Annotated in this window: 13 protein-coding genes; 10 read left to right on the top strand and 3 right to left on the bottom strand. The window is 62.3% G+C overall.

Annotated elements, in window-relative coordinates; translation table 11 throughout:
- Nucleotides 1-9 precede the first annotated feature (9 nt).
- The 7 genes from E3T24_RS00065 to E3T24_RS00035 all read left to right on the top strand — a co-directional run bounded on the left by E3T24_RS00065 (nt 10) and on the right by E3T24_RS00035 (nt 12,082).
- Nucleotides 10-1,860 (top strand): site-specific DNA-methyltransferase, encoded by a 1,851-nt coding sequence (locus E3T24_RS00065; RefSeq protein ID WP_241978570.1) that lies wholly within the window; start codon nt 10-12, stop codon nt 1,858-1,860.
- 5 nt (nt 1,861-1,865) lie between these two features.
- Nucleotides 1,866-4,982 carry a DEAD/DEAH box helicase family protein gene (locus E3T24_RS00060; protein WP_134434109.1) on the top strand — a complete coding sequence of 1,039 codons (3,117 nt, stop codon included), beginning with the start codon at nt 1,866-1,868 and terminating at the stop codon, nt 4,980-4,982.
- An 8-nt stretch (nt 4,983-4,990) separates the two neighbouring features.
- Nucleotides 4,991-6,259, top strand: a complete 1,269-nt coding sequence (locus E3T24_RS00055; RefSeq protein ID WP_134434108.1) for a hypothetical protein — start codon at nt 4,991-4,993, stop codon at nt 6,257-6,259.
- A 91-nt stretch (nt 6,260-6,350) separates the two neighbouring features.
- Nucleotides 6,351-9,899: a MobF family relaxase gene (gene mobF, locus E3T24_RS00050; RefSeq protein ID WP_134434134.1), complete on the top strand. Its 3,549-nt coding sequence runs from the start codon at nt 6,351-6,353 to the stop codon at nt 9,897-9,899.
- Nucleotides 9,900-10,013: 114 nt separating this feature from the next.
- Nucleotides 10,014-10,406 carry a sulfate permease gene (locus E3T24_RS00045; protein ID WP_134434107.1) on the top strand — a complete coding sequence of 131 codons (393 nt, stop codon included), beginning with the start codon at nt 10,014-10,016 and terminating at the stop codon, nt 10,404-10,406.
- A gap of 123 nt (nt 10,407-10,529) precedes the next feature.
- Nucleotides 10,530-10,796 (top strand): hypothetical protein, encoded by a 267-nt coding sequence (locus E3T24_RS00040; protein ID WP_134434106.1) that lies wholly within the window; start codon nt 10,530-10,532, stop codon nt 10,794-10,796.
- Nucleotides 10,797-10,804: 8 nt separating this feature from the next.
- Nucleotides 10,805-12,082, top strand: a complete 1,278-nt coding sequence (locus tag E3T24_RS00035; protein WP_134434105.1) for a hypothetical protein — start codon at nt 10,805-10,807, stop codon at nt 12,080-12,082.
- Nucleotides 12,083-12,124: 42 nt separating this feature from the next.
- Here the strand turns inward: E3T24_RS00035 and E3T24_RS00030 are convergent, their stop codons facing one another.
- Together E3T24_RS00030 and E3T24_RS00025 are read right to left on the bottom strand one after the other, a co-directional pair.
- The gene (locus E3T24_RS00030; protein WP_134434104.1) at nt 12,125-13,042 is read right to left on the bottom strand and encodes a hypothetical protein; all 918 of its coding nucleotides are present in this window, start codon (nt 13,040-13,042) and stop codon (nt 12,125-12,127) included.
- Nucleotides 13,043-13,143: 101 nt separating this feature from the next.
- The gene (locus tag E3T24_RS00025; RefSeq protein ID WP_134434103.1) at nt 13,144-13,581 is read right to left on the bottom strand and encodes a GIY-YIG nuclease family protein; all 438 of its coding nucleotides are present in this window, start codon (nt 13,579-13,581) and stop codon (nt 13,144-13,146) included.
- Nucleotides 13,582-14,072: 491 nt separating this feature from the next.
- Here E3T24_RS00025 and E3T24_RS00020 point away from each other — a divergent pair, with 491 nt between their 5' ends.
- Together E3T24_RS00020 and E3T24_RS00015 are read left to right on the top strand one after the other, a co-directional pair.
- Nucleotides 14,073-14,690, top strand: coding sequence for an SLATT domain-containing protein (locus tag E3T24_RS00020; RefSeq protein ID WP_198419660.1), 618 nt, complete (start codon nt 14,073-14,075; stop codon nt 14,688-14,690).
- On the top strand, nt 14,674-15,969 hold the full coding sequence (locus E3T24_RS00015; RefSeq protein WP_198419659.1) for a hypothetical protein: 1,296 nt from the start codon (nt 14,674-14,676) through the stop codon (nt 15,967-15,969). Before E3T24_RS00020 ends, E3T24_RS00015 begins: the two co-directional genes overlap by 17 nt.
- A 10-nt stretch (nt 15,970-15,979) precedes the next feature.
- On the opposite strand, the gene dnaE is transcribed toward E3T24_RS00015, so the two are convergent.
- The gene (dnaE, locus tag E3T24_RS00010; protein WP_166789136.1) at nt 15,980-19,300 is read right to left on the bottom strand and encodes a DNA polymerase III subunit alpha; all 3,321 of its coding nucleotides are present in this window, start codon (nt 19,298-19,300) and stop codon (nt 15,980-15,982) included.
- Between the two features lie 604 nt (nt 19,301-19,904).
- Between dnaE and E3T24_RS00005 the strand changes: the two genes are divergently transcribed.
- Nucleotides 19,905-20,552, top strand: a complete 648-nt coding sequence (locus E3T24_RS00005) for an MFS transporter (RefSeq protein WP_198419658.1) — start codon at nt 19,905-19,907, stop codon at nt 20,550-20,552.
- Nucleotides 20,553-20,652 lie beyond the last annotated feature (100 nt).

The raw sequence follows: 20,652 nt of genomic DNA, 5'->3' as shown, positions 1-20,652 counted from the left end.
AAACTACGCATGACGTCGAAAGACCTGACCTACGCCAACATCGACAAGCTCGCCGAACTGTTCCCGACTGTCGTCACCGAGTCCGTCGACGCTGACGGCCACGTCACGGCGGCGGTCGACTTCGATCTATTGCGCCAGGAGCTCTCCGACCACGTCGTAGACGGGCCCCAGGAGCGCTACCGGCTCGACTGGCCCGGCAAGCGTGCCGCAGCCTTCGCCGCCAACGCACCCATTGCCAAGACCTTGCGGCCCATCCGCGAAGAGTCGGTCGACTTCGACGCCACCAAGAATTTATTCATTGAGGGTGACAATCTGGATGTACTCAAGCTGCTCCAGGAGTCTTACCTCGGGAAGGTCAAATTAATCTACATCGACCCGCCCTACAACACTGGGCGCGACTTCATTTACAACGACGATTTCGCGGAAACGACACGTGAATACCTCTTTCGGTCCGGGCAAGCAGACGAAGAAGGACAAAGGCTGGTTGGGCTGACCGACACCGATGGTAGATATCACTCTGACTGGCTGAGCATGATGTATCCCCGACTCAAGCTTGCGCGCAATCTGCTCCGGGACGACGGTGTGATCTTCATCTCGATCGACGATCACGAAGTCGACAATCTGCGCAAGCTCTGCGCGGAAGTGTTCGGAGCACAAAACTTCGTTGCCCAAATCATCTGGCAGAAGGTCTTCTCTCCAAAAAACTCAGCACAGTGGTTCTCAGAGGACCACGATTACATTCTGGTGTTCGCCCGAGACAAGTCTTCGTGGGTGCCCAACCCGCTCCCAAGGACCAAGGAGATGGACGCCCGATATAAGAATCCTGATGATGACCCTAGAGGACCATGGACCTCGTCTGACCTTGCCGCTCGCAATCCATACTCTGCGGGCTTGTATCCAATCACGACACCGAGTGGGCGAGTCATTGCAGGGCCACCCCGTGGGTCCTACTGGCGATTCGCTGAATCGAAGTTCAAGGCCATGGATGCCGATGGTCGCATTTGGTGGGGCGAGGCAGATGACAACATGCCGCGACTTAAGCGGTTCCTATCAGATATGTCGGGGGGACGCACCCCGCAGACGCTGTGGCCGTACTCTGAGGTAGGGCACACGCAGGAAGCCAAGAAGACGCTTCTCAAGTATGTGCCGTTTGAGCACACGGAAAATGTGCTCAACTCGGTGAAGCCAGTGCGGCTCATCCAGCGCATCCTTCAACTTGCCACGTCACCCGACAGGGACGATATCGTTCTCGACTTCTTCAACGGCAGCGGAACAACACCGCACGCTGTCCTCGCTCAGAACGCCGCAGATGGCGGGAACCGCCGATTCATCTCGGTGCAAATCTTCGAGCCGCTTACGACGCCTGAGCCTACGTTCAACTCGATTCTAGGAATGAGTCTTGAACGCATCAAGAACGTCGCTGCGGAACTCGCTGAGCAAATTCCCGTCCTAGACGTAGGATACCGATTGGCACGTGTGGACACCACGAACATGGCAGATGTGTTGCGCGCGCCTGATGAGACCCATCAGCTCGCGCTTGACTCACTTGAGGGCAGCGTAAAGCCAGACCGCGCTGGTGAGGATTTGTTGTTCCAAGTTCTCCTGGATTGGGGGCTTGAGCTGACAGCGCCCATCAGTGTCGAACACATTGAGCAGCAAGAGGTGTTCGTCGTGGAGGATGGCGCTCTGATCGCCTGCTTTGACGAGCAAGTCAGCCCAGCGGTTGTGCATTCGATCGCGAAGCGTCAGCCGCTGCGCGCTGTGTTCCGCGACTCCGGCTTCGCAACGGATGACGCTCGGATTAACGCGGAGCAGGTCTTCCGCGAGGTATCTCCGGCGACCGACGTGAAGGCGATCTGATCGGGATGAAGCTACAGTTCAAAGTCCAGCAGTATCAGACCCATGCTGTCGACTCGGTTGTTGAGGTCTTCGACGGGCAGCCCAAGCACGACGGCATCTCCTATCGAATCGACCCAGGCAAGGTGACGCCTGCCGCGAACCCGACGCTGTTCGAGACGAGCGTTACGCCCGACTCTGGTCTTCGGAACGCCGACATCGCACTCTCGTCTACCCAACTGCTGGAGAACGTTCATAAGGTCCAGCGGTCTCGCAACCTGCCGCTGTCGACGACGCTTATCGATAGCAAAGCTGCCCCGGGAACTCCGAACCTGGACGTTGAAATGGAGACCGGAACCGGAAAGACCTACGTCTACATCAAGACGATCTTGGAGCTTCACAAGCGGTATGGCTGGTCGAAGTACATCATCGTCGTGCCCTCGGTTGCAATCCGTGAGGGTATCAAGAAATCGTTTGACGTCACTTCAGAGCATTTCCAGCAGCTTTACGGGACCAAGCCGCGATCATTCATTTACAACTCTTCTCAGCTGCATGAGATCGAGCGCTTCAGCTCCGACGCCGGGGTACAAGTGATGATCATCAACATCCAGTCCTTTAACTCATCGGGCAAGGAGAACAGGCGCATTTTCGGGACGCCGCGTGTGAATAGCCGCGGCGTTACGGAAATGCTTGGTTTAGACGACTTCGGTTCTCGAAGGCCAATTGACATCATTAGGGCCAATCGACCGATCGTGATCATCGATGAGCCGCAGAAGATCGGCGCCGAGAAGTCGCTGGCCTCCTTAGCTGAGTTCAATGCGCTGATGATGCTTCGTTATTCGGCCACACACAAGGTCGAACACACGAAGGTGCACCGACTCGATGCACTGGATGCTTACAACCAGAAGCTGGTCAAGAAAATTGCGGTGCGAGGTATCACGGTCAAAGGTCTGGCCGGGACCACCGCATACCTCTACCTGGACGCTATTGAGATCGCCAAGGGCACGAAACCACGCGCCCGGATCGAGATCGAAGTGCAGACCCAGACTGGCATTAAACGTCAGGTCAAGCGCCTCGATGTAGGTGCGAACCTGCACGATGTATCGAACGGCATTGAGGCTTACAAAGGCTTGTTCATCACCGAGATCGACGCGAATCGTGACGTGATCGAGCTGAGTAACGGTGACGTCGCCAATGCCGGGCAGCTCGCCGACCGCGACGCCACGGAAGAGACGAAGCGGCGCATCCAGATTCGCGAAGTCATTCGCGCCCACCTCGATAAGGAACGTGCGCTGTTCAGCCAGGGCATCAAAGTACTCTCGCTGTTCTTCATTGACGAGGTCGCCAAATACCGTGACTACGGACGCGAAGATACCCTCGGCGAGTACGCCCGCATATTCGAGGAGGAGTTCGACACGATCCGCGATGAGGTTCTCGGCGAGCTGGCGATCGATGACGTGACCGAGGAGTTCCAGCAGTATTTGCGGCGCGATGAGGTCCGACGGGTGCACGAAGGATACTTCTCGATCGACAAGAAGTCCAAGCAACAGATCGACGGCACGGTCTCCGGCCGCGGTGACGAAAAGGGTCAGTCCACCGACACCGACGCATACGACCTGATCCTCAGAGACAAGGAACGACTGCTCTCGTTCAACGAGCCAGTCCGGTTCCTTTTTTCCCACTCGGCACTGCGGGAGGGATGGGACAACCCCAACGTGTTTGTCATGGGAATGCTCAAAAAGAGCGACAACACTGTCTCTCGACGCCAAGAAATCGGCCGCGGTCTACGCCTCGCCGTCGACCAGCACGGCATACGCATGGACAACCCCTCCACTGTGCATGACATCAACGAGCTGACGGTGGTTACCGACGAGTCGTACACCGATTTCGTTGCCGGGCTCCAGAAGGAGATTTCGGAGTCCCTAGCTGCGCGACCGCGCAAGGCCACCCCAGAGTATTTTGCGGGGAAGACCGTCGAGGATGTTGCTACCGGAACTACTCACACGATCACGTCAGACGAGGCAAAGCAACTCCAGTATTGGCTGACGGTTAACTCCTTTGTCGACTACGAGCAGCACCTCACCGACAAGTGGCTCGATCGGGCCGAATTACCTGAGATGCCCGAGTTGCCGGCCTCTCTGCAGCCGTACTTCTACCAGGTTGCCGAACTCGTTGACGCTCTACACATCGCGGCACCGAAGATCACCGACGACCGCAAGCCGAAGAAGATCCCACTCAACGAAGTCAACTTCGCCAAGAAGGAGTTCCAGGAGCTCTGGGGCCGGATCAATCACAGGGTGGTCTACCAAGTCGAGTTCGACTCAGAAGAGCTTGTCCGCAAGTCGATCGCGCACCTGGACAAGCACCTGAACGTCGCGACGATGCAGTATGTCGTCCAAGCTGGGCAGCAGCGAGAGAAGTTGGAGGCTGACGATCTCGCGAGCGGCTCGGGGTTCCTGGTGTCGACCACGCAGACCCACACCGAGACCAGAAGCGCGGGATCGCAGGTGAAGTACGACTTGCTCGGTGAGCTCACCGAGAAGACTCAGCTGACACGCCGGACGGTCGCCGCGATCTTGCGAGGCGTGGCGACGGGCACGTTCGGGAAGTTCCGGCTCAACCCGGAGCAATTCATCACAGAGGCGGCGCGATTAATCAACGAGCAGAAGGCGACTGTCATCGTTGAGCACCTGGCGTATGACACGCTGGAGGACCGGTTCGACTCGGCGATCTTCACCGAGAATCAAACCGCGCAGGACTTCAGCAAGGCGGGTGGCAAACTCAAGAAACACGTCTACGACTTCGTGGTGACGGACTCGAAGATTGAGCGCGCTTTCGTCACCGAGCTAGACACGAGTACCGAGGTCGCTGTCTACGCGAAGCTCCCACGCGGGTTCTTCATCCCGACCCCTGTCGGTGACTACAATCCCGACTGGGCAATCGCTTTCACAGAAGGTAGCGTCAAGCACGTCTATTTTGTCGCTGAAACCAAAGGCTCTCTATCGACACTTCAGCTTAAAGGTGTCGAGGGCGCCAAAATTGACTGTGCGCGCAAGTTCTTCGAGACCCTGAGTAACAACAACGAGGATGTTACCTACGACGTCGTCACTGACTACACCGAGCTGATGCAGCTCGTCACGGCATAGGTCGATCTGTGGCGCTATTCTCGGAGCACTTTCAGTGGCCATCGACCTCGGTCGTTTTTGAGTCGATCGGTGGTGGCGCACGCGACGGCACAGCCGAAGTTGTCGAACGTGGCGGGCGGTGGATACTCAAGTCGCCGCGTAGCTTCTCGTATGCGACAGGCCAGACGGGCGTACGAGTCCTCACGGCATCTCTTGACGGGACACCGACGCTCATCCGCGGAACAATCGTCGGGATCGACGGTGACCTCGGGTTGCGCGTCGATGAACTCAGGGTCGGATCAGCTGTGGATAATGCTCAATACACAACCGTGACGGCGACATTCGAGCACCTGGCGTCGGCCTGTTCCTACCGACACGAGGACGGAGCGGCTCGGAGCCCCTCGCAGGCCCTGCTGTTTCCCGAGGTCGACGGAGCGCCCCAGATGGAAGCGAAGCTACGCAGTGGAGGGAACTCGATCACTTTAGTTGCGCTGGAGCCGGTTCCGTTGGAGGACTTTGAGACTCAGCTCGCCGTCTTTCAGACGATGCTCACACTCGCGGCTGACCTGCCGTGCGGGCAACTCACGCTAGTGGCGACTGAGGCATCCGGGCAGACCGTGAGCGTCTTTGGGCGAGATAAGTACGCGCCGTTTGAGCGTACGCCGCGCACGCCGGTTGAATACTCGCTGAGACTCGCTGGTGACTGGATTCAGCACACGATCGAGCGTTGGTGGGCGGCATACAGTGAGTGGAAGCCTGTCCTCCAGATCCTCGCGGGGTTGCGGTACCAGCCTGGATATGTCGACGCGGACGTGATTCTCAGCTCTGCGGCAATTGAGTCAGTCGCTACGGCGCTTCAACAACAAGAAGCTCCGCGACTAAGTCCCGACGAATCTAGGCCGATTCTCGAAGCTCTGGAATCGTTGACGGGCCTGAACCACGCGCAGAAGGAGGTTGTGGCGCAGCTCAAGGGCGATCTCGGGAGAACCACATTCCGTTCGAAAGTGGAGCAGCTCATCCGACAAGTCGATGATGATGTCTGGCAGCGAGCACGGTTGTCCATCGAAGAATGGACGAAGCAGTTCCTCAAGGCTCGAAATACCATTGCCCACGCGGTTTCTAGCGGCATCTGGGATGACGGTGTCTTGCTGCGCGGCATTCGGGACGCCAACTGGATCGTGCTTACTCTCGTGATCTTGACGCACGTGGGCATTCCAGATGCGGCGATTGACCGTGCAGCAGAACGACTCGGTGCACGATACAGTTCGCGCTACCGCGATTTAGAGATCTTCACCTGAAGTTCCGTTCTTTCTGAGCCACCACGCCTCTTGCAGATCGAGGTGGCGCACCTTCGTTGCGATGGCGGAGGTGGGTGCGGTGACGGTTTCGATGCGGGTGATGAGTGCCGGGGACGGGTACAAGTATCTGCTTCGCACGGTCGCCGCTGGTGACGGGAAGCGGTCGCTGTCGACGCCGCTGACTCGCTACTACACGGCGGAGGGCACGCCGTCGGGTCGGTGGATGGGCGGTGGCCTCCGGAGTCTCGGCGGGGAGCTCATCGTCAAGGGCGACGTCGTCACGGAGGGGCAGCTGCAACTGCTGATCGGATTGGGCCGCGACCCGGTCACCGGCGAGCCCCTCGGGCGCGCGTATCCGATCTACGGGACCGCCGCGGCCCGAGTCTCGGACGGCCCCGGTGAGGGTGGGCTCGAGGTGGGCCCTGTCGGGCGAGCGTCGTCGACTGCGTCTCCCGCCGAGGTCCACGGGGGACGAGCCCGGCGGCGGGCTGTGGCCGGCTTCGATTTCACCTTCTCGATCCCGAAGTCGGCCAGCATCCTCTGGGGTATCGCAGACGCACCCACACAGGCGCGCATCGCGGAGGCCCACCACGCTGCCGTTGCCGAGGTGATCGCCTACATGGAACGTGAGGTCGCGGCGACGAGAACCGGTTCAACAGCAAAGGACGGCGCCGTTGCGCAAGTTGATGTGGCCGGCCTGATCGCCACGGCATTCGATCACGTCGACAGCCGGGCCGGCGACCCTCATCTGCACACGCATGTCGTGATCAGCAACAAGGTACAGACCGTGCTCGACGGCAAGTGGCGCTCACTTGATGGGCGGCCGATGCACGAGGCCGTGGTTGCGCTTTCCGAGATGCACGAGACCCTGTTCGCAGATGCACTCACGCGATCGCTCGGCGTGCATTGGGAAACGCGGGAGCGGGGGCGAGATCGCCACCCCGCATGGGCGATCAGCTTCGTTCCCGAAGCCCTCGTCGCGGAATTCTCCACGAGGTCCCGGCACATTGACGTCGAAACTGACCAGTTGATCGAGGCCTACGTGAACCGGTACGGTCGTCGTCCGAATCCGGTGACGATCATGAAGCTACGCGCTCAGGCCACCCTCTCCACGCGGCCCGCAAAGGAAGTGCGCTCGCTCGCCGAACTCACTGCGGCGTGGCGAGAACGCGCCGAGCGTGTGCTTGGTGATGATGTGGCGACGCTGGCGGGCGTCGCATCCGTGCACCCGCCTGTGTTGGTCCTACGCGCAGAGGACCTGCCTCGGGCGGCAATTGATGCACTCGGGTTGAGTGTCATGAAGGCGGTCAGCGAGAAGCGTTCTACCTGGCGGCACTGGAATCTCACGGCCGAGGCAGCCCGCCAAACGATGCAACACCGTTTCTGGTCAGCGTCCGATCGAGAGGCCATCATCGGGCTCGTCGTTGACGCCGCCGAGGTTGCATCGTTGCGGATCACCCCGCCCGAGCTCGCGTCTAGTCCGGCTGAATTCCAACGGGCTGATGGCAGGTCGGTCTTCCGCCCGAAGCACTCCATCGTGTTCAGCTCCACCGAGCTTCTCGATGCAGAGACGCGGCTGCTCGAGCGCGCCGCCGACGAGACCGGACCACGAGTCTCGGCGACAACACTACGTTCGGCCGCGCGCACGCAGTTGCCCGGTGGCGGAGTGCTCGCCGATGACCAGCTCGAGGCGCTCGCGTCAATTGCCGGCTCTGGACGAGTCATCGATGTCCTGGTTGGGCCGGCCGGTGCCGGCAAGACGACCGCGATGAACGCGCTCCGACGGGCCTGGGAAGCAGCTCATGGAGCGGGCTCAGTCGTCGGGCTCGCTCCCTCGGCCGCCGCCGCGCAGGTGCTGACGGAAGACCTCGGCATCACGACCGAGAACCTGGCGAAGTGGTGGCAGAACCACCTCGTAAACGGCGCGACATTCCACGCCGGTCAGCTCGTGATCATCGACGAGGCATCCTTGGCTGGCACCCTGTCCCTGGACCGGGTCAGCGCCCTCGCCGCGGATGCTGGCGCGAAAGTTCTCCTGGTCGGCGACTACGCCCAGCTCCAGTCGGTCGATGCTGGCGGCGCATTGTCTCTGCTGGTCCACGCTCGAGGAGATGCGCCCGAACTCATCGACGTGCACCGCTTCATCCACGTGTGGGAGAAGACGGCATCCCTCGGCCTGCGCCAGGGCAACCCCGAGTCGATCGACCTGTATATCGCTCATGATCGCGTGCGCGATGGCAGCACTGAAGCGATGGCGGATGCCGCGTACGAGGCCTGGCGGTCAGATACCCGAGCAGGCAAAGCCACAGTTCTGATCAGCGACTCGACCGAGGCGGTTGCGTCGCTGAACGTGCGAGCCCGCACCGAACTGATCCTGGAGGGTCGCGTCGATGCGCTGCGCGAAGTTGCGCTCCATGACGGAACCCAGGCGGCTGTCGGTGACACGATCATCACGCGCCGCAACGATCGCTCGCTTCGTTCAGCCCGAACCTGGGTGCGCAACGGTGACCGGTGGGCCGTAATCGGCGTCCACCGGAACGGCTCGATCGAAGTGCGACGGCACGGCCGCCGGTGGGGGAGCACCGTGCTGCTTCCCTCTGAGTATGTCGGGCGCCACGTCGAACTCGGCTACGCGATCACCTCGCACCGTGCGCAGGGAATCACGACCGACACGGCGCACGTCGTCGTCGCGTCTGGCATGACGCGAGAGAACCTCTACGTCGCGATGACACGAGGCCGCGAGGCGAATTCCGCCTACGTCGCCATCGACCGACCCGATGTCGCCCACGTTGGGCCACGCCCCGGCGAGGATGCTGACGCGACGGCACGCAGCACCCTCTACGGTGTTCTGCATCACGTCGGCGCCGAACTGTCCGCACACGAGACGATCGCGGCGGAGCAGGACGCATGGGGATCCATCGAACAACTCGCGGCGGAATACGAAACCATTGCGGCCGCAGCGCAGCACGACAGGTGGGCGTCGCTGGTGCGCGAGAGTGGCCTCCCGCCTGATCAGGCTGACCAGGTCGTCGACTCGGATGCCTTCGGTCCGTTCACTGCGGAGCTCCGGCGAGCCGAGGCCCACCATTTCGACCTTGCGAGCCTGTTTTCGCGTGTCGTTGCGGCACGCGGGTTCACGGATGCCCAGGACATCGCGGCCGTGCTTCGAGCCCGAGTCGCATCGGTAGTCGCTCGAGATACCGGAGCGGGTCGATCGCACAGGATGCCTCGCCTCGTCGCCGGGCTCTTCCCCAAGGCCATCGGGCCGATGGATGCTGCCATGCGCCAGGCCCTTGACGAGCGCAGTGAGCTGATCGAGTCGCGAGCGAGCGCCGTCCTCGACCGGGCGCTGCTCGCAGGGGAGACCTGGACTCGAGCCCTCGGGGATGCGCCGCGGGGATCGGCGGCCCTCGAGTGGCGACAGCACGCTTGTGCGGTCGCGGCCTATCGGGACCGCTACGGCGTTGTCAGCGCACGGGCGCTTGGGCCAGCACCGGAGGCGACGGCACAGAGGCTTGATGCAGCCCGCGCTCGTGTCGCGCTCGATGCAGCGCAGCGTCTCACCCAAGAACGCAACGCCTACGGGGCACCCAGACAGACTGTCACAGCGGGTCTTCCGCCCACCGGCATCGAGTTCTAGACTTTTCTCCTCGGCAATCTCTATTTCGCGCCACCGCTTGTTGCGATGGCATGACTCCCGTTCGACGGGCAGTCCTTCCAGGTTCTTGTTGCCGAACTCCTGAAAGGCTGCAGCATGTTCGGACTCATCTGGGCTGTGACCGCCCGTACCCACTACGCCGTGCGGCGGTTCATGCCCACCAATATCGTCCTTGACGCGATCCACACCCGGCGCGGTCTCAAGTGGGGCGTTCCGATGATGCTGCTCGCTGTCCCATACGCGTTCGCGTCGGTCTTCTGCGCCGGGCTAGTCGAAGCCGGCGGCTCGGGCTGGCTGAACGTGCTCGCGCTGCTGTTCATGTGGAACGCACTCAAGCTTCTTGTGGCCGGGCCCGTGACCCTGATCCGGCTGTTTCGGGTGCGTGGCCGTGAAGCTCAGGCTCGACGTCGAGCGACGTCGACCGTGCTCCGCAATGACGTCGGGCTCGAGCAATCGACGGAGCTGGTGCTTTCGTCGATGCGTGCCTGAGTCTGCACCAGCCTGTTGGTCGGGTCGGAGTCTCGGTCAGGTTCGCCCTTCCAATCATCGCTGGCGCACCTCTTACTTGCGGCAGGATTGACGCACACGACTACGTCGGCAGGAGGCTTCACTATGACGATCCCGCAGGAGCAGTTCGACGACCTGCTCAGTCGCACCGCGCTTGCCGCGCTCTTCTACTATCCGGAGATCGCGGTCGACGATGGCGACTACAGCGTCCAGAAGGACATTGAGTACTGTATGGTGCCCGTTGCCGGAATTCCAGATGAAGACGCCGAGAGGCTCCGGATCGCCGTTGGCCGCGTGATCACGAATCCAACGGCGCATCGTTCTGAACTTCTCGCCCTCGTCATCGAGCTGGCGCCGCCGCCCACTGAGTAGCAGCGAACATGAAGGGCCCATTCGACGAGAACACCGCGCCGCGGAAGGCGCTGGTGAGTCAGCCGCCTGACCACGATCACGTCATTGGCGAGGAGAGTCGCAATAGGCAGCCGGATCGACACGCTGAGACCAGGCGCACGTGGGTTGAGGCGAACCGCGACCGGGTTCGCGAGATGAATCGGCGCTGGCGGGCGGAGCACCTCGAGCGAGCACGCCAGCTCAATCGCGACTCGATGCGTCGAGCAACGGCACGCCAGCGACGCCAGGTCGAGCTGCGTGATAGCGGAAGAGAGCGTGCGAAACGCTGGCGAGAAGCGCACCCCGATCGCGTGCGCAAGTATCAGCAGCGGTGGGTGGAGGAGAACCGCGAGAAGGTCAGGGAGTACTACAACCGCTACTACGCCAACCACCGCGACGAGGTGAACGCCCGCGCCGCTGCCAGACGGGATGCCGACCCTGACCCTGACCGCACGAAGCAAGCTCACAAACGGTGGGCCGAGCGCAACAAGGAGCGCCGCGCCGAGGTGCAGCGCATCCGTCGTGCCGACCCCGAGATCTACCAGGCGGAGCTCGAAGCCAACGCTGCGGCGAAACGTCTCAAGCGCACGCTCAGTCGAGCAGGCCTTCCGCCGAGGCAACTTCACCTGGCTACCGCCGCTGAACGTCGGACCAACGAACGCGAAGCCGACGCGTATTTCCGTGACCCAACGCTGCCCGAGCATGTGCGGCAGTTCACTGTCTTCGCCGAATCGCTGACGGAACATATGCGCCAGAATGGTACCCGCACACGGGAGTTCGCCGAATCATACGTGGCGACCAGGACGCGCATGGGCCTCCCACCGGTCTCGGTTGAGAACATCGTGTACGCCCGAGCTGTCGAACGGGTTACAGAACGAATGCGCCGCGTCGACCTGCTGACCAGCCGCGACGTCGCCGCGGCCGTGCGTGCCGCGAAGGCAGTGGTTCCACGCGAAGAGCGGCAGGAGCAGTTCGACCGCCTCGTGAAAGCTGTCGTCACAAATGTCCACCGTAATAGTGAACGTTTTGTCGTTGATGCGGAGATGGAGAACCGGGCTAGGGCTCATCGGGGGAAACCGCGTGTGCCCGTCGAGTCGGTGGTTGTGCAGTTTGCGATGCAGGAGGTCATTGAGCGCATGCCGACGGAGAGGCTGACCGTCGACGATGCTCGAAAAGTTGCCCGGGTAGCGAGGTTACGTCTTGCCATGTCATCTGAACCCGGCCTGGGCGCGGTGATTGATCGAATTCAACGACGTCCACTCGGATAGCTCACCGGCGTTCCACCGCCACCGCTACAAGCTTTATGGGCCTCAAAGACCGGTTCGGAACACCGCTTCGCCGAGGAAATTAGCACCGGTTAGAGTCCCGGCGGTCGCGTCAAAAACGAACAGAGCGATGTCGGCCACGTCGGCGAACTGCCGTGCTTCGTCGGTGAAACCAGCGGCAGAGAAGAAAAGTGCCCGGCGCTTCGCTACGGCAGCCCCTCCGGCCAGCTCACGGACCCCGGTGACCTCTGTTAGGTCAGCGCCGCTATCTACACGCGACACATAGTTCGTCGATTGAGCGTTAGTGCCGGTGGTCGGGTCCATGCTCCGAGCGTCACCGGCGCCGAGGAATCGCATCCATGACGCGGCGAGTTCTGCCGCTCCCGCACCGGAGGCACCGTACGGCTGTGGGAGTGGTGCTGGTCCCTTTGGGTCGAACGCTTCACCGGATTCACCAGGGAGGTACTCGTAGGCCGTAGCCTGGCGTTCTTCGATGCCACCGAACGCGGTCCGGCAGGCGACCTCCGCCAGCCAATCAAGTCGGGCGATTCGCTTGCGCACGACGGAATCCAAGATCCCTCGGCCAAGGAAATAAGTGAGACCCCACACGATCACGAGTGCGAGCGGAAGGAACAGCCAGCGGGCGTGAGCAGGTCGAGCATCCATCGGCATGCCGGACAGCCACATCCACAGGCTGACGATCGAAGCTACGAGTAGAAGGAACGTGGCCCAAGTGACGATACGGTACATGGTGCGCGTCGGTACGGGGCCACCGATTTGAAGAATCGATGGGGTCGTCCTGGCATAGACGTTTTCACCGATCTCCTGTGGCGAATCCCAAATCCAGGGGTATTGGCGGCCAGTTGCACGGCCCAGACTGAGAGCTAGGTCGTACATCCGTTCTTCACCGTGGCGAGGCCCGCGCAAAGGTTCCAGCTCGACTGCTTCGGTGGTGGTGGTCATGCTCAGAGAGTATCGGCGCCACTGATGGTGCAGTGGGACCGACCCGCGGACCGAGACCGTGACTTGGCCACCGTGCAATATCCTGCATTGCCGGCTCAAACTCAAACACTGAACGTCCCGCTAACGTTGGACCGCACGCGGGCCTCCCGTGCGAGTAGCGCCCGAAGAGCTTTCAACTGGCGTCGGCTGGTCGGCGCCTTGTGAATGTTGATGGGCGGGTCCCAATGTTGAATGACCTGCGTCTCGATGTCTTTGAGCGCAAACCCTGGAATCTCGGGCTTCTCCCAGATGGCGAGTTCAAGATTCTGGGCCATCCAGACCGTGAGGTCTAGGTCTCCATTTCCGACGAGGCCGTAGCTGGCGAAGTCGGCGGGTTTCAGGGGGTTCCTCGCCTGCGCTTGCAGGTGCAGTTCGGTGCGCAGGAGGGCAGCAAAAGAGCGGCGCACGGTCGATGATCCGGTGGCGGGCTTCCGGGCGGCACTTGCGTTGAAATGGGTGAACACCTCGCGCGCGAGAAGATCATCTTCGGACTTGCCCACGTAGAGGGGCCCACTGTCCACGGTGGATGTAACACCTAGTGTCGTCCAAACAGATGCATCGCCGTAGATCGCATAGAGGCCGGGTTTCGGCGGGACAAGGATCGGAGCGTCAGCTATATGGAGCTTGTTGCGAGACAAGCTAGCGATTGCCGCGTCAAATATTGTGTCTGGTTCCATATGATCAGCTTGGTCGCTCTGCTCCTGGGTGTTTCATTACAAATGGCATGGGCAACAATTCCAGCAGAAGTAGCAGAAGTATATGCGAGACGTCATGTCCCAATGGGTGTGAGACTCCTCTGACTAATCTGATCGGTTGAGATTCGCCTTCGGCGCATCTCCGACTCACGATTAGCACAGGCAGGTCAGGGGTGTCGGAGGTCTCCTCTAGTTTGAAATCAGAGTAGGCGCGGTACTTCCGTCAGCAGGTAATGCCGCCGGCGCGATCGAGAATCCCTCGGTCCGTCCCGTCGCTCATGGGGGGAAGTTCACAGATGACCGAAAACAGTAGCGTCACCGACGTTCCGCGCGATCGAGACTTATTGCTTGCGCAAATACGCGAAATCTATGGGAGGGCGGCGTACACCCACAAGACGCACGAAAAGCAGGCCGATATTTGCTTTGGGCTCGACCGACGGCAGAGGTGCATCAAAGTGGCCCTGACCGCAATTAGTTCGGGCGCCTTTCTCGTCTCGTTGTTCGGCGTCGTTCTAGACCGTCAGTGGGCCGCTCTGGCCACATCCTTCATTGCGGTGCTGGTCTCTGCGGCAAGCCTGAGCGACAAGACCTTTCAGCATGGTGAAGGCATGCAACAACACCGTGAGGCGGCAGCGAAGTTCTGGAACATACGTGAGTCTTACTTTTCGCTGATTGTCGACCTGACAGCGCAGTCGGTATCCGTCGAGCAAGGACGAGAGACGCGCGACCGCCTGCAGGCCATAGCGCAGGAGGCCGCAGCAGACGCGCCGCGCACGACGCCTGAAGCATACGCGCGAGCGCAGAAGGCGCTGAAGTTCAACGCGGAACTTACTTTTTCCGGGAGCGAGATCGACCACCTACTCCCCGCTGAACTTCGATTTGAGAGAGAAGTACCCGTTGTCTCAGGTAAGTGAAATTTTCGACGGACTGCTCGACAACCTCCGTGTCGACAACAGCGGAACGCTGGCGATGCGTCGGGACCAAATCACGAAGGTTCTCAACAGGGAGTTTCGGTACTTGGACGATTCGACGAACCATAAGTTGATGGTCGGCTCCTATGGTCGATGGACGGCCATCAAAGGCATCTCCGACCTCGACTTGCTGTTCATTTTGCCTCCGGCGATTCGGGGCGACTACAACAGTGATGGCGACGCCTCCCGGATCCTTTCACGGACGAGGGAGGCCATCCAGGCCCGCTATCCCGGCACGTCGGTGACGGTGGACCGGCTCGTCGTCGTGGTGGAGTTCGCCAACTTCATGTTCGAAGTGCAGCCGGTGTTTGTGAACGACGACGAGTCCTTCTCCTACCCGGACACGTATGCCGACGGATGGAAGATTACGAAACCACGTGAGGAGATCAGTGCCATGCGGTCGGAGAACCTGTCGACAAAGGGCAATCTCCGTCAGCTGTGTAAGCTCGCCCGGGCTTGGAAGAACAAACACGGGGTAGCGCTGGGTGGCTTGCTCATCGACACTCTGGCCTACAACTTCATGACCACCAATCCCGATTACCGTTCGATAGCAATGAGTAGCTATGACGAGATGGTCCGGGACTTCTTCCTTTTCCTGGCCGAGCAGCCAGACCAGGAACGCTACCTTGCGTTGGGCAGCCGTCAGCATGTCCGCGTCAAGAAGAAGTTCCAGCGCAAGGCGAAGAAGGCATACGACCTCAGCGTTGAGGCGATTGAAGCGGAGGGGCAAAAGAACGTGTCCAAGAAATGGCGGGCCGTTTTCGGGAATTCGGTGCCGATCGTGGATGTGCTCAAGTCCCTGAGCGCAGGGGCTTCCCCCGACGAAACTGAGGAGTTCATCGAGGATCAGTATTACCTCGATGTGCGCTACGACGTAACGATCGATTGCACAGTCACGCAGGACGGTTTCCGGCCGCACTCATTAAGAGACACCGTGCGGCTGTCGCGTCTACTGCCCGCAAAGAAAGAGCTCACGTTCAAGATCATTGGATCAGATGTACCGGAGCCCTTCGACGTGCGCTGGAAGGTGCTCAACCGCGGTCCGGAGGCGGAGCGCCGCAAGAGTGTCCGCGGCCAGATCATCGAATCCAGTCACGGGCGCGACCGCCGAGAAGTCACGAGCTTCCGTGGAAGGCACTTGGTGGAGTGTTATATCGTGAGGAACGGCGTGGTGGTGGCTCGTGATGACATCGAGGTGCCAATCTCGTCCGCTTTCAATTGAGTCCGGAACCTCACGCCCTCTGCCTCCACATCTGAATGACGTTGTCCGCGGCCTCCTCCTCGACCACAACCCGTTCCCGTTCCCGTTCCCGTTCCACGGCCTGACGGGCCCGGACTTTCCCTGCCACGTCGAGCAGGTCCCACATCTGCTCGCCGGTCACTGAAACCCCGCGGGCGCCGGTGCGCCGGGTTCGGCCGCGGATGAGGGCGTAGTGGGTGCGGAACACGGGTGCCCCGATCTGCGCTTGGGCATCGTGGAAGAACACCACATTGGATACGGGCCCACTGCCGTCGTCGAGGGACAGGAAGACGACGCGTTTGCCGCTTCGCATCGGGGGTGTGTGGGTGGCGCGGCGGACCCCGGCGACCAAGACTTCGGTGCCGCCTGGCAAGTTGACCAGTCCCGAGGCGGGGGTGACTCCGAGTTCTTTGAAGAGGGGGTAGAACCGGGTCATTTGGTGCTGGCTGACGGCGAGGCCGAGGTCTCGGAGTTCCACGTCTGTTTGGGTGCGGCCGCGGAGGTCGAGGGCGGTGACTGCCCGGTAGAAGTCGGGCAGTGGCAGTTCGATGTCGAAGGCGAGTTGGTCGGGGCCGACGGGGAGGGCTTTGCCGCCCAGGCCTTGGATGTGGGCGAGCAGGTCGCCGCGGCGGGCCCGGTCGTAGCCGATGAACGAGTCCAGGGCGCCGACCCGGGCCAACGCTTCGAACGTGCGGCGGCGCGGCCGCACCCGGTCCCGGAAGTCCTGCAGGGATGAGAACGGTTGATGCTCGGCGATGCGCTGCCGCTCGAGCGCGCTGGATCCGGCGAGTTCCGGCAGGGCGAGTCGGATGGCGAGTTGCCCGTCTCCCAGTTGCTCGACCCGGTAGTCCAGTGCGGATTTTTGGACGTCGAGGCCGAGGACGGGGACGCCGAGGTTGCGGGCTTCGGCGACGATGAGATCTTTGGGCCACATGCCGGGGTCGTGGGTGAGGAGCCCGGCGAAGAACGTTGCCGGGTGATGCGTTTTCAGCCACGCGCTCTCATAGGTCGTGCGGGCGAACGCGGCCCCGTGTGCTTTGGCGAATCCGAAGCTGCCGAACCCGGACAGCACCTTCCACGCTCGGTCGACGACGGGCGCCGGGAACCCGCGGGTGGCGGCCTGTTCCCGCACGTATGTTTCGATCTCGGCGAGGTCGCCGGATTTGCCGAGGTGCCGGCGGAACACGTCGGCCTTGCCCATCCCGCAGCCGGTCAGCTCGTCGAAGAGTCGCATCACTTGTTCGTGGAAGACGACGACGCCGTTGGTTTCGGCGAGGAAGGGTTTGAACCGCGGATGCATGTGGTCGGGTGCGACTTCCCCGTGACGCGCCTTCAGATACTGCAGGGGCATGTTCGCCTGCATGGGGCCGGGGCGGAACAAGCTGATCTCCACGGTCAGGTCATTGAACACTGCCGGTTGGAGCTTCCCGATCAGCTCCATCTGCCCGGGCGACTCGAGCTGGAAGACGCCGAGGGTGCGGGTGGTGCGGAGCATTTCGTAGGTGGGTTCGTCGTCAAGGGGCACGCGGTCCAGGTCGATGGTCTCGCCGGTGAGGCGCCGGTGCTCCTCGATCGCGTAGGCCATCGCGCTCTGCATGCGGACGCCGAGGATGTCGAGCTTGATCAGTCCCATCGGGTCCATGTCGTGCTTGTCGAACTGGGACATCGGCAGCCCCATCCCGGAGCGTTGCACCGGGGTGCGGTCGAGGAGAGATGTGTCGGAGAGGATGACGCCGCAGGGGTGGACGCTGATGTGGCGGGGGAGCCGGTCGAGCTTCGCGGTCAGGTCCACGAGCTGGTCCAGCTGCTGCGACTCGCGGACCTGCACGGCGAGGTCTGCGAGTTCGGGTTTCTCCTCGAGGGCGCGGCGGAAGTCGCGGGCGTTGAATCGCCACATCTGCTTCGCGATGGCCGCGACCTGGTCCTCGGGCATGCCGAGGGCGAGCCCGGCGTCCCGGACGGCGCCTCGCCCCCGGTAGGCGTTGGTCATCGACATCAGTGACACCCGGTCGGCGCCGAAGACCTGGAACACTTCCCGGTAGATGTCGTGGCGGCGCGCGGATTCGACGTCGATATCAATGTCGGGGAGGGTCTGGCGTTCGGGGGAGAGGAACCGCTCCCAGATGAGGCCGTTCTCGATCGGCTCGACCGACGAGGTGCGGAGCGCGTAATTAAGGACGGAGCCAACACCGGACCCCCGGGCTTGCACTCGGACGCCCATGCCCCGGATCAGGTCGGCAACCCGGGCCACGGTCAAGAAATACGCGGCGAACCCGAGGTGCTCGACCGTCTCCATCTCATGTGCGAGTTCCTCGTGTGCGGCGTGTGCGAGGGTGGTGCCGGCGTAGCGGTCGTCGATGCCGTGCCGGGCCCGCCGCCACAGTTCAGCGACCGGGTCGCCAACGACACCGATGATCGACGCTTCCGGCATCCGGGGTGTGCCGAGTCCGATGTCTGCGGCCGGGTCGAGGGCGCACCGATCCGCCAACTCCTTTGTGGTTCGCAGGAGTTGGTCGAGGGCGCCGGGGTTCCGGGCGCCGGCGTCAACAACCATCCGCGCGACCCGGCGCATGTGCTGTGCGTCTTTCAGCCAGGCTTGCCCGTTCGCCTGCGGTTCCTCGAGTTGAGTGAGCGGGGTGAGGAGGCGGGTGGCGTCGGCGAGGTCCGCGGTCGTCGCGTCGCCCGGCTCGCCGTAGCGGACGGCGTTGGAGAGGATGGCTGGGGTGCCGGTGTCCTCGGCGAGGCCGAGCATCCGGGTGGCCGCGGCCACGGACCCGCGTTGCCCGGTCGGTGCGAGGTGGCAGACGACTTCGAGGGTGACGGAGCCGATCGGCATGACGCGGAGCCACGCGCGCAACCCCGCGACCGATTCGGCATTGTCTCGGCGTTCTACCGCGAGCCCCACATCAGAGAGCGGCCCGAGGAGCACGGTCAGGGTGCGGCCCTCCGCCCAGGTGGCGAGCCGGCGGCGGTCAATGCTCGGCACCCGGCCTGCCTCGTGCGCGGAACTCACGGCCCGGCAGAGCGCTCCATAGCCGCGGCCATCCGCGCCGTGGGCGAGTAGGGTCACCCGGCCAAGTGGCCGGTGCTCATCATCGTGGACGGCCAGGTCCGCGCCGAGGCCCGGCCGGATCCCGGCGGCCGCGCACGCCCGGACGTGTTTGACCGCCCCGTACAGCCCGTCCCGGTCGGTCAGGCCGAGGAAGTCAGCGCCGGCCGCGGCCGCCTGGTCGACGAGGGCCTCGGGCATGGTCACGCCGTAGTGCGGGGAGTACGCGGAGGCGACGTGGAGGTGCGGGAAGCTCTGTTCCATCCGTACCTCCAACCCCTGCAATCGAACGTTCATTCGATATGGGGAGTGTAGGTCCGGGCTCTGACACTGACAAGGTCTACCTACGACAGGCGGAGGTCGCTGACAGATTCTCTGAGTGGAGTTGGCCCATCCGCCGGGGTTAAGGCGGATGGTCGTTTGGCAGGTGTTGACGAAGTTGGCAAGCCTGCCATCGACCACTGGCACCGGCGATCGAGCCGCTGGTCGGGATGGGCACGGGATGGCTAGCGCTCGTTGGGACACCTCGCTCCCGCGTGTCGACTGACGGTGCAATTCGCGGCCTCGCCGAGGACATCAAGACCCCCGCCATTCTCTCCAAGGCCGTCCGCTATGGCGATGCGGGGGACCCGGCGACCGCGGACCTCGCCGAGTCGACCCGGCTCCCTAAACCGCTCGCCCAGCCCGAGGAACTCCTGCACAAATCGCCTCTATCTCAAACACGAGTGTACGTGATACGTTTGAAATCAAACATACATGTACGACTTAAGAGAGAGCACGCATGGCGCACCCGACCCGAACTCATAATCCCGTCCCTTCCTCAGCAGCGCCGGGCGAGCGGCCGTCCCGCGCGCGATGGCTGGCGCTAGTGTTGCTGGCCGCGGCGCAGTTCATGCTCATCCTCGATGTCACCGTTCTGAATGTGGCACTGCCTCAGCTGGGTGCCGAGCTCGGCCTCGAGCGTGCGCTCTCCGGGTGGGCCATTACCGCATACGTCATTCCGTTTGGCGGGCTACTGCTCTTCGGAGGAAGGCTCGCTGACCTCTTCGGCTCGCGGCGCATGTTCCTGATCGGGTTGACATTGTTCACCGCAGCGTCGTTCTTCGCGGGGTTCGCCGACAACGCTTCATCGCTGTTCGCTACGCGTGCCGTGCAAGGCGTCGGTGCCGCACTGCTCTCCCCGGCGGCGCTGGCAACCGTGACTAGCCGCTTCACGGGTGCCGACCGCCACCGAGCTCTCGCGGCCTGGGGCGCCGTCGGTGCCGTCGGTGCTGCCGTAGGCGTGCTGATCGGCGGAATCTTAACGGATGGTCCGGGCTGGCGATGGATCTTCTTCATCAACGTGCCCGTTGGAGTTGTCGTCGCGGTGCTACTGCCATTCGTTGTCCGTGCGGTGCCGGTTCTCCGCAGGGGCCGTGGCCTCGATATCCTCGGTGCCTTCCTTGTCACCAGCGCAAGCGGGAGCCTGATCTATGGAATCACCAGCATCGGCGACGGTGCTCGCCCCGCTAGATGAGTGAGTCCTAATCGATTGTCGGTAGCGGTACACGTCTAGTCAGATCGGACTGGCCCGGCGTGGACGCTGTTAATCGAAGGCGGAGGGTGTTAAACCCTGT

The organism is Cryobacterium sp. TmT2-59, from assembly GCF_004403545.1.
In the GTDB taxonomy this organism is placed as follows: domain Bacteria; phylum Actinomycetota; class Actinomycetes; order Actinomycetales; family Microbacteriaceae; genus Cryobacterium; species Cryobacterium shii.
Note: the sequence above shows the minus strand (reverse complement) of the source record. Positions and strands in the feature narration are given on the sequence as shown.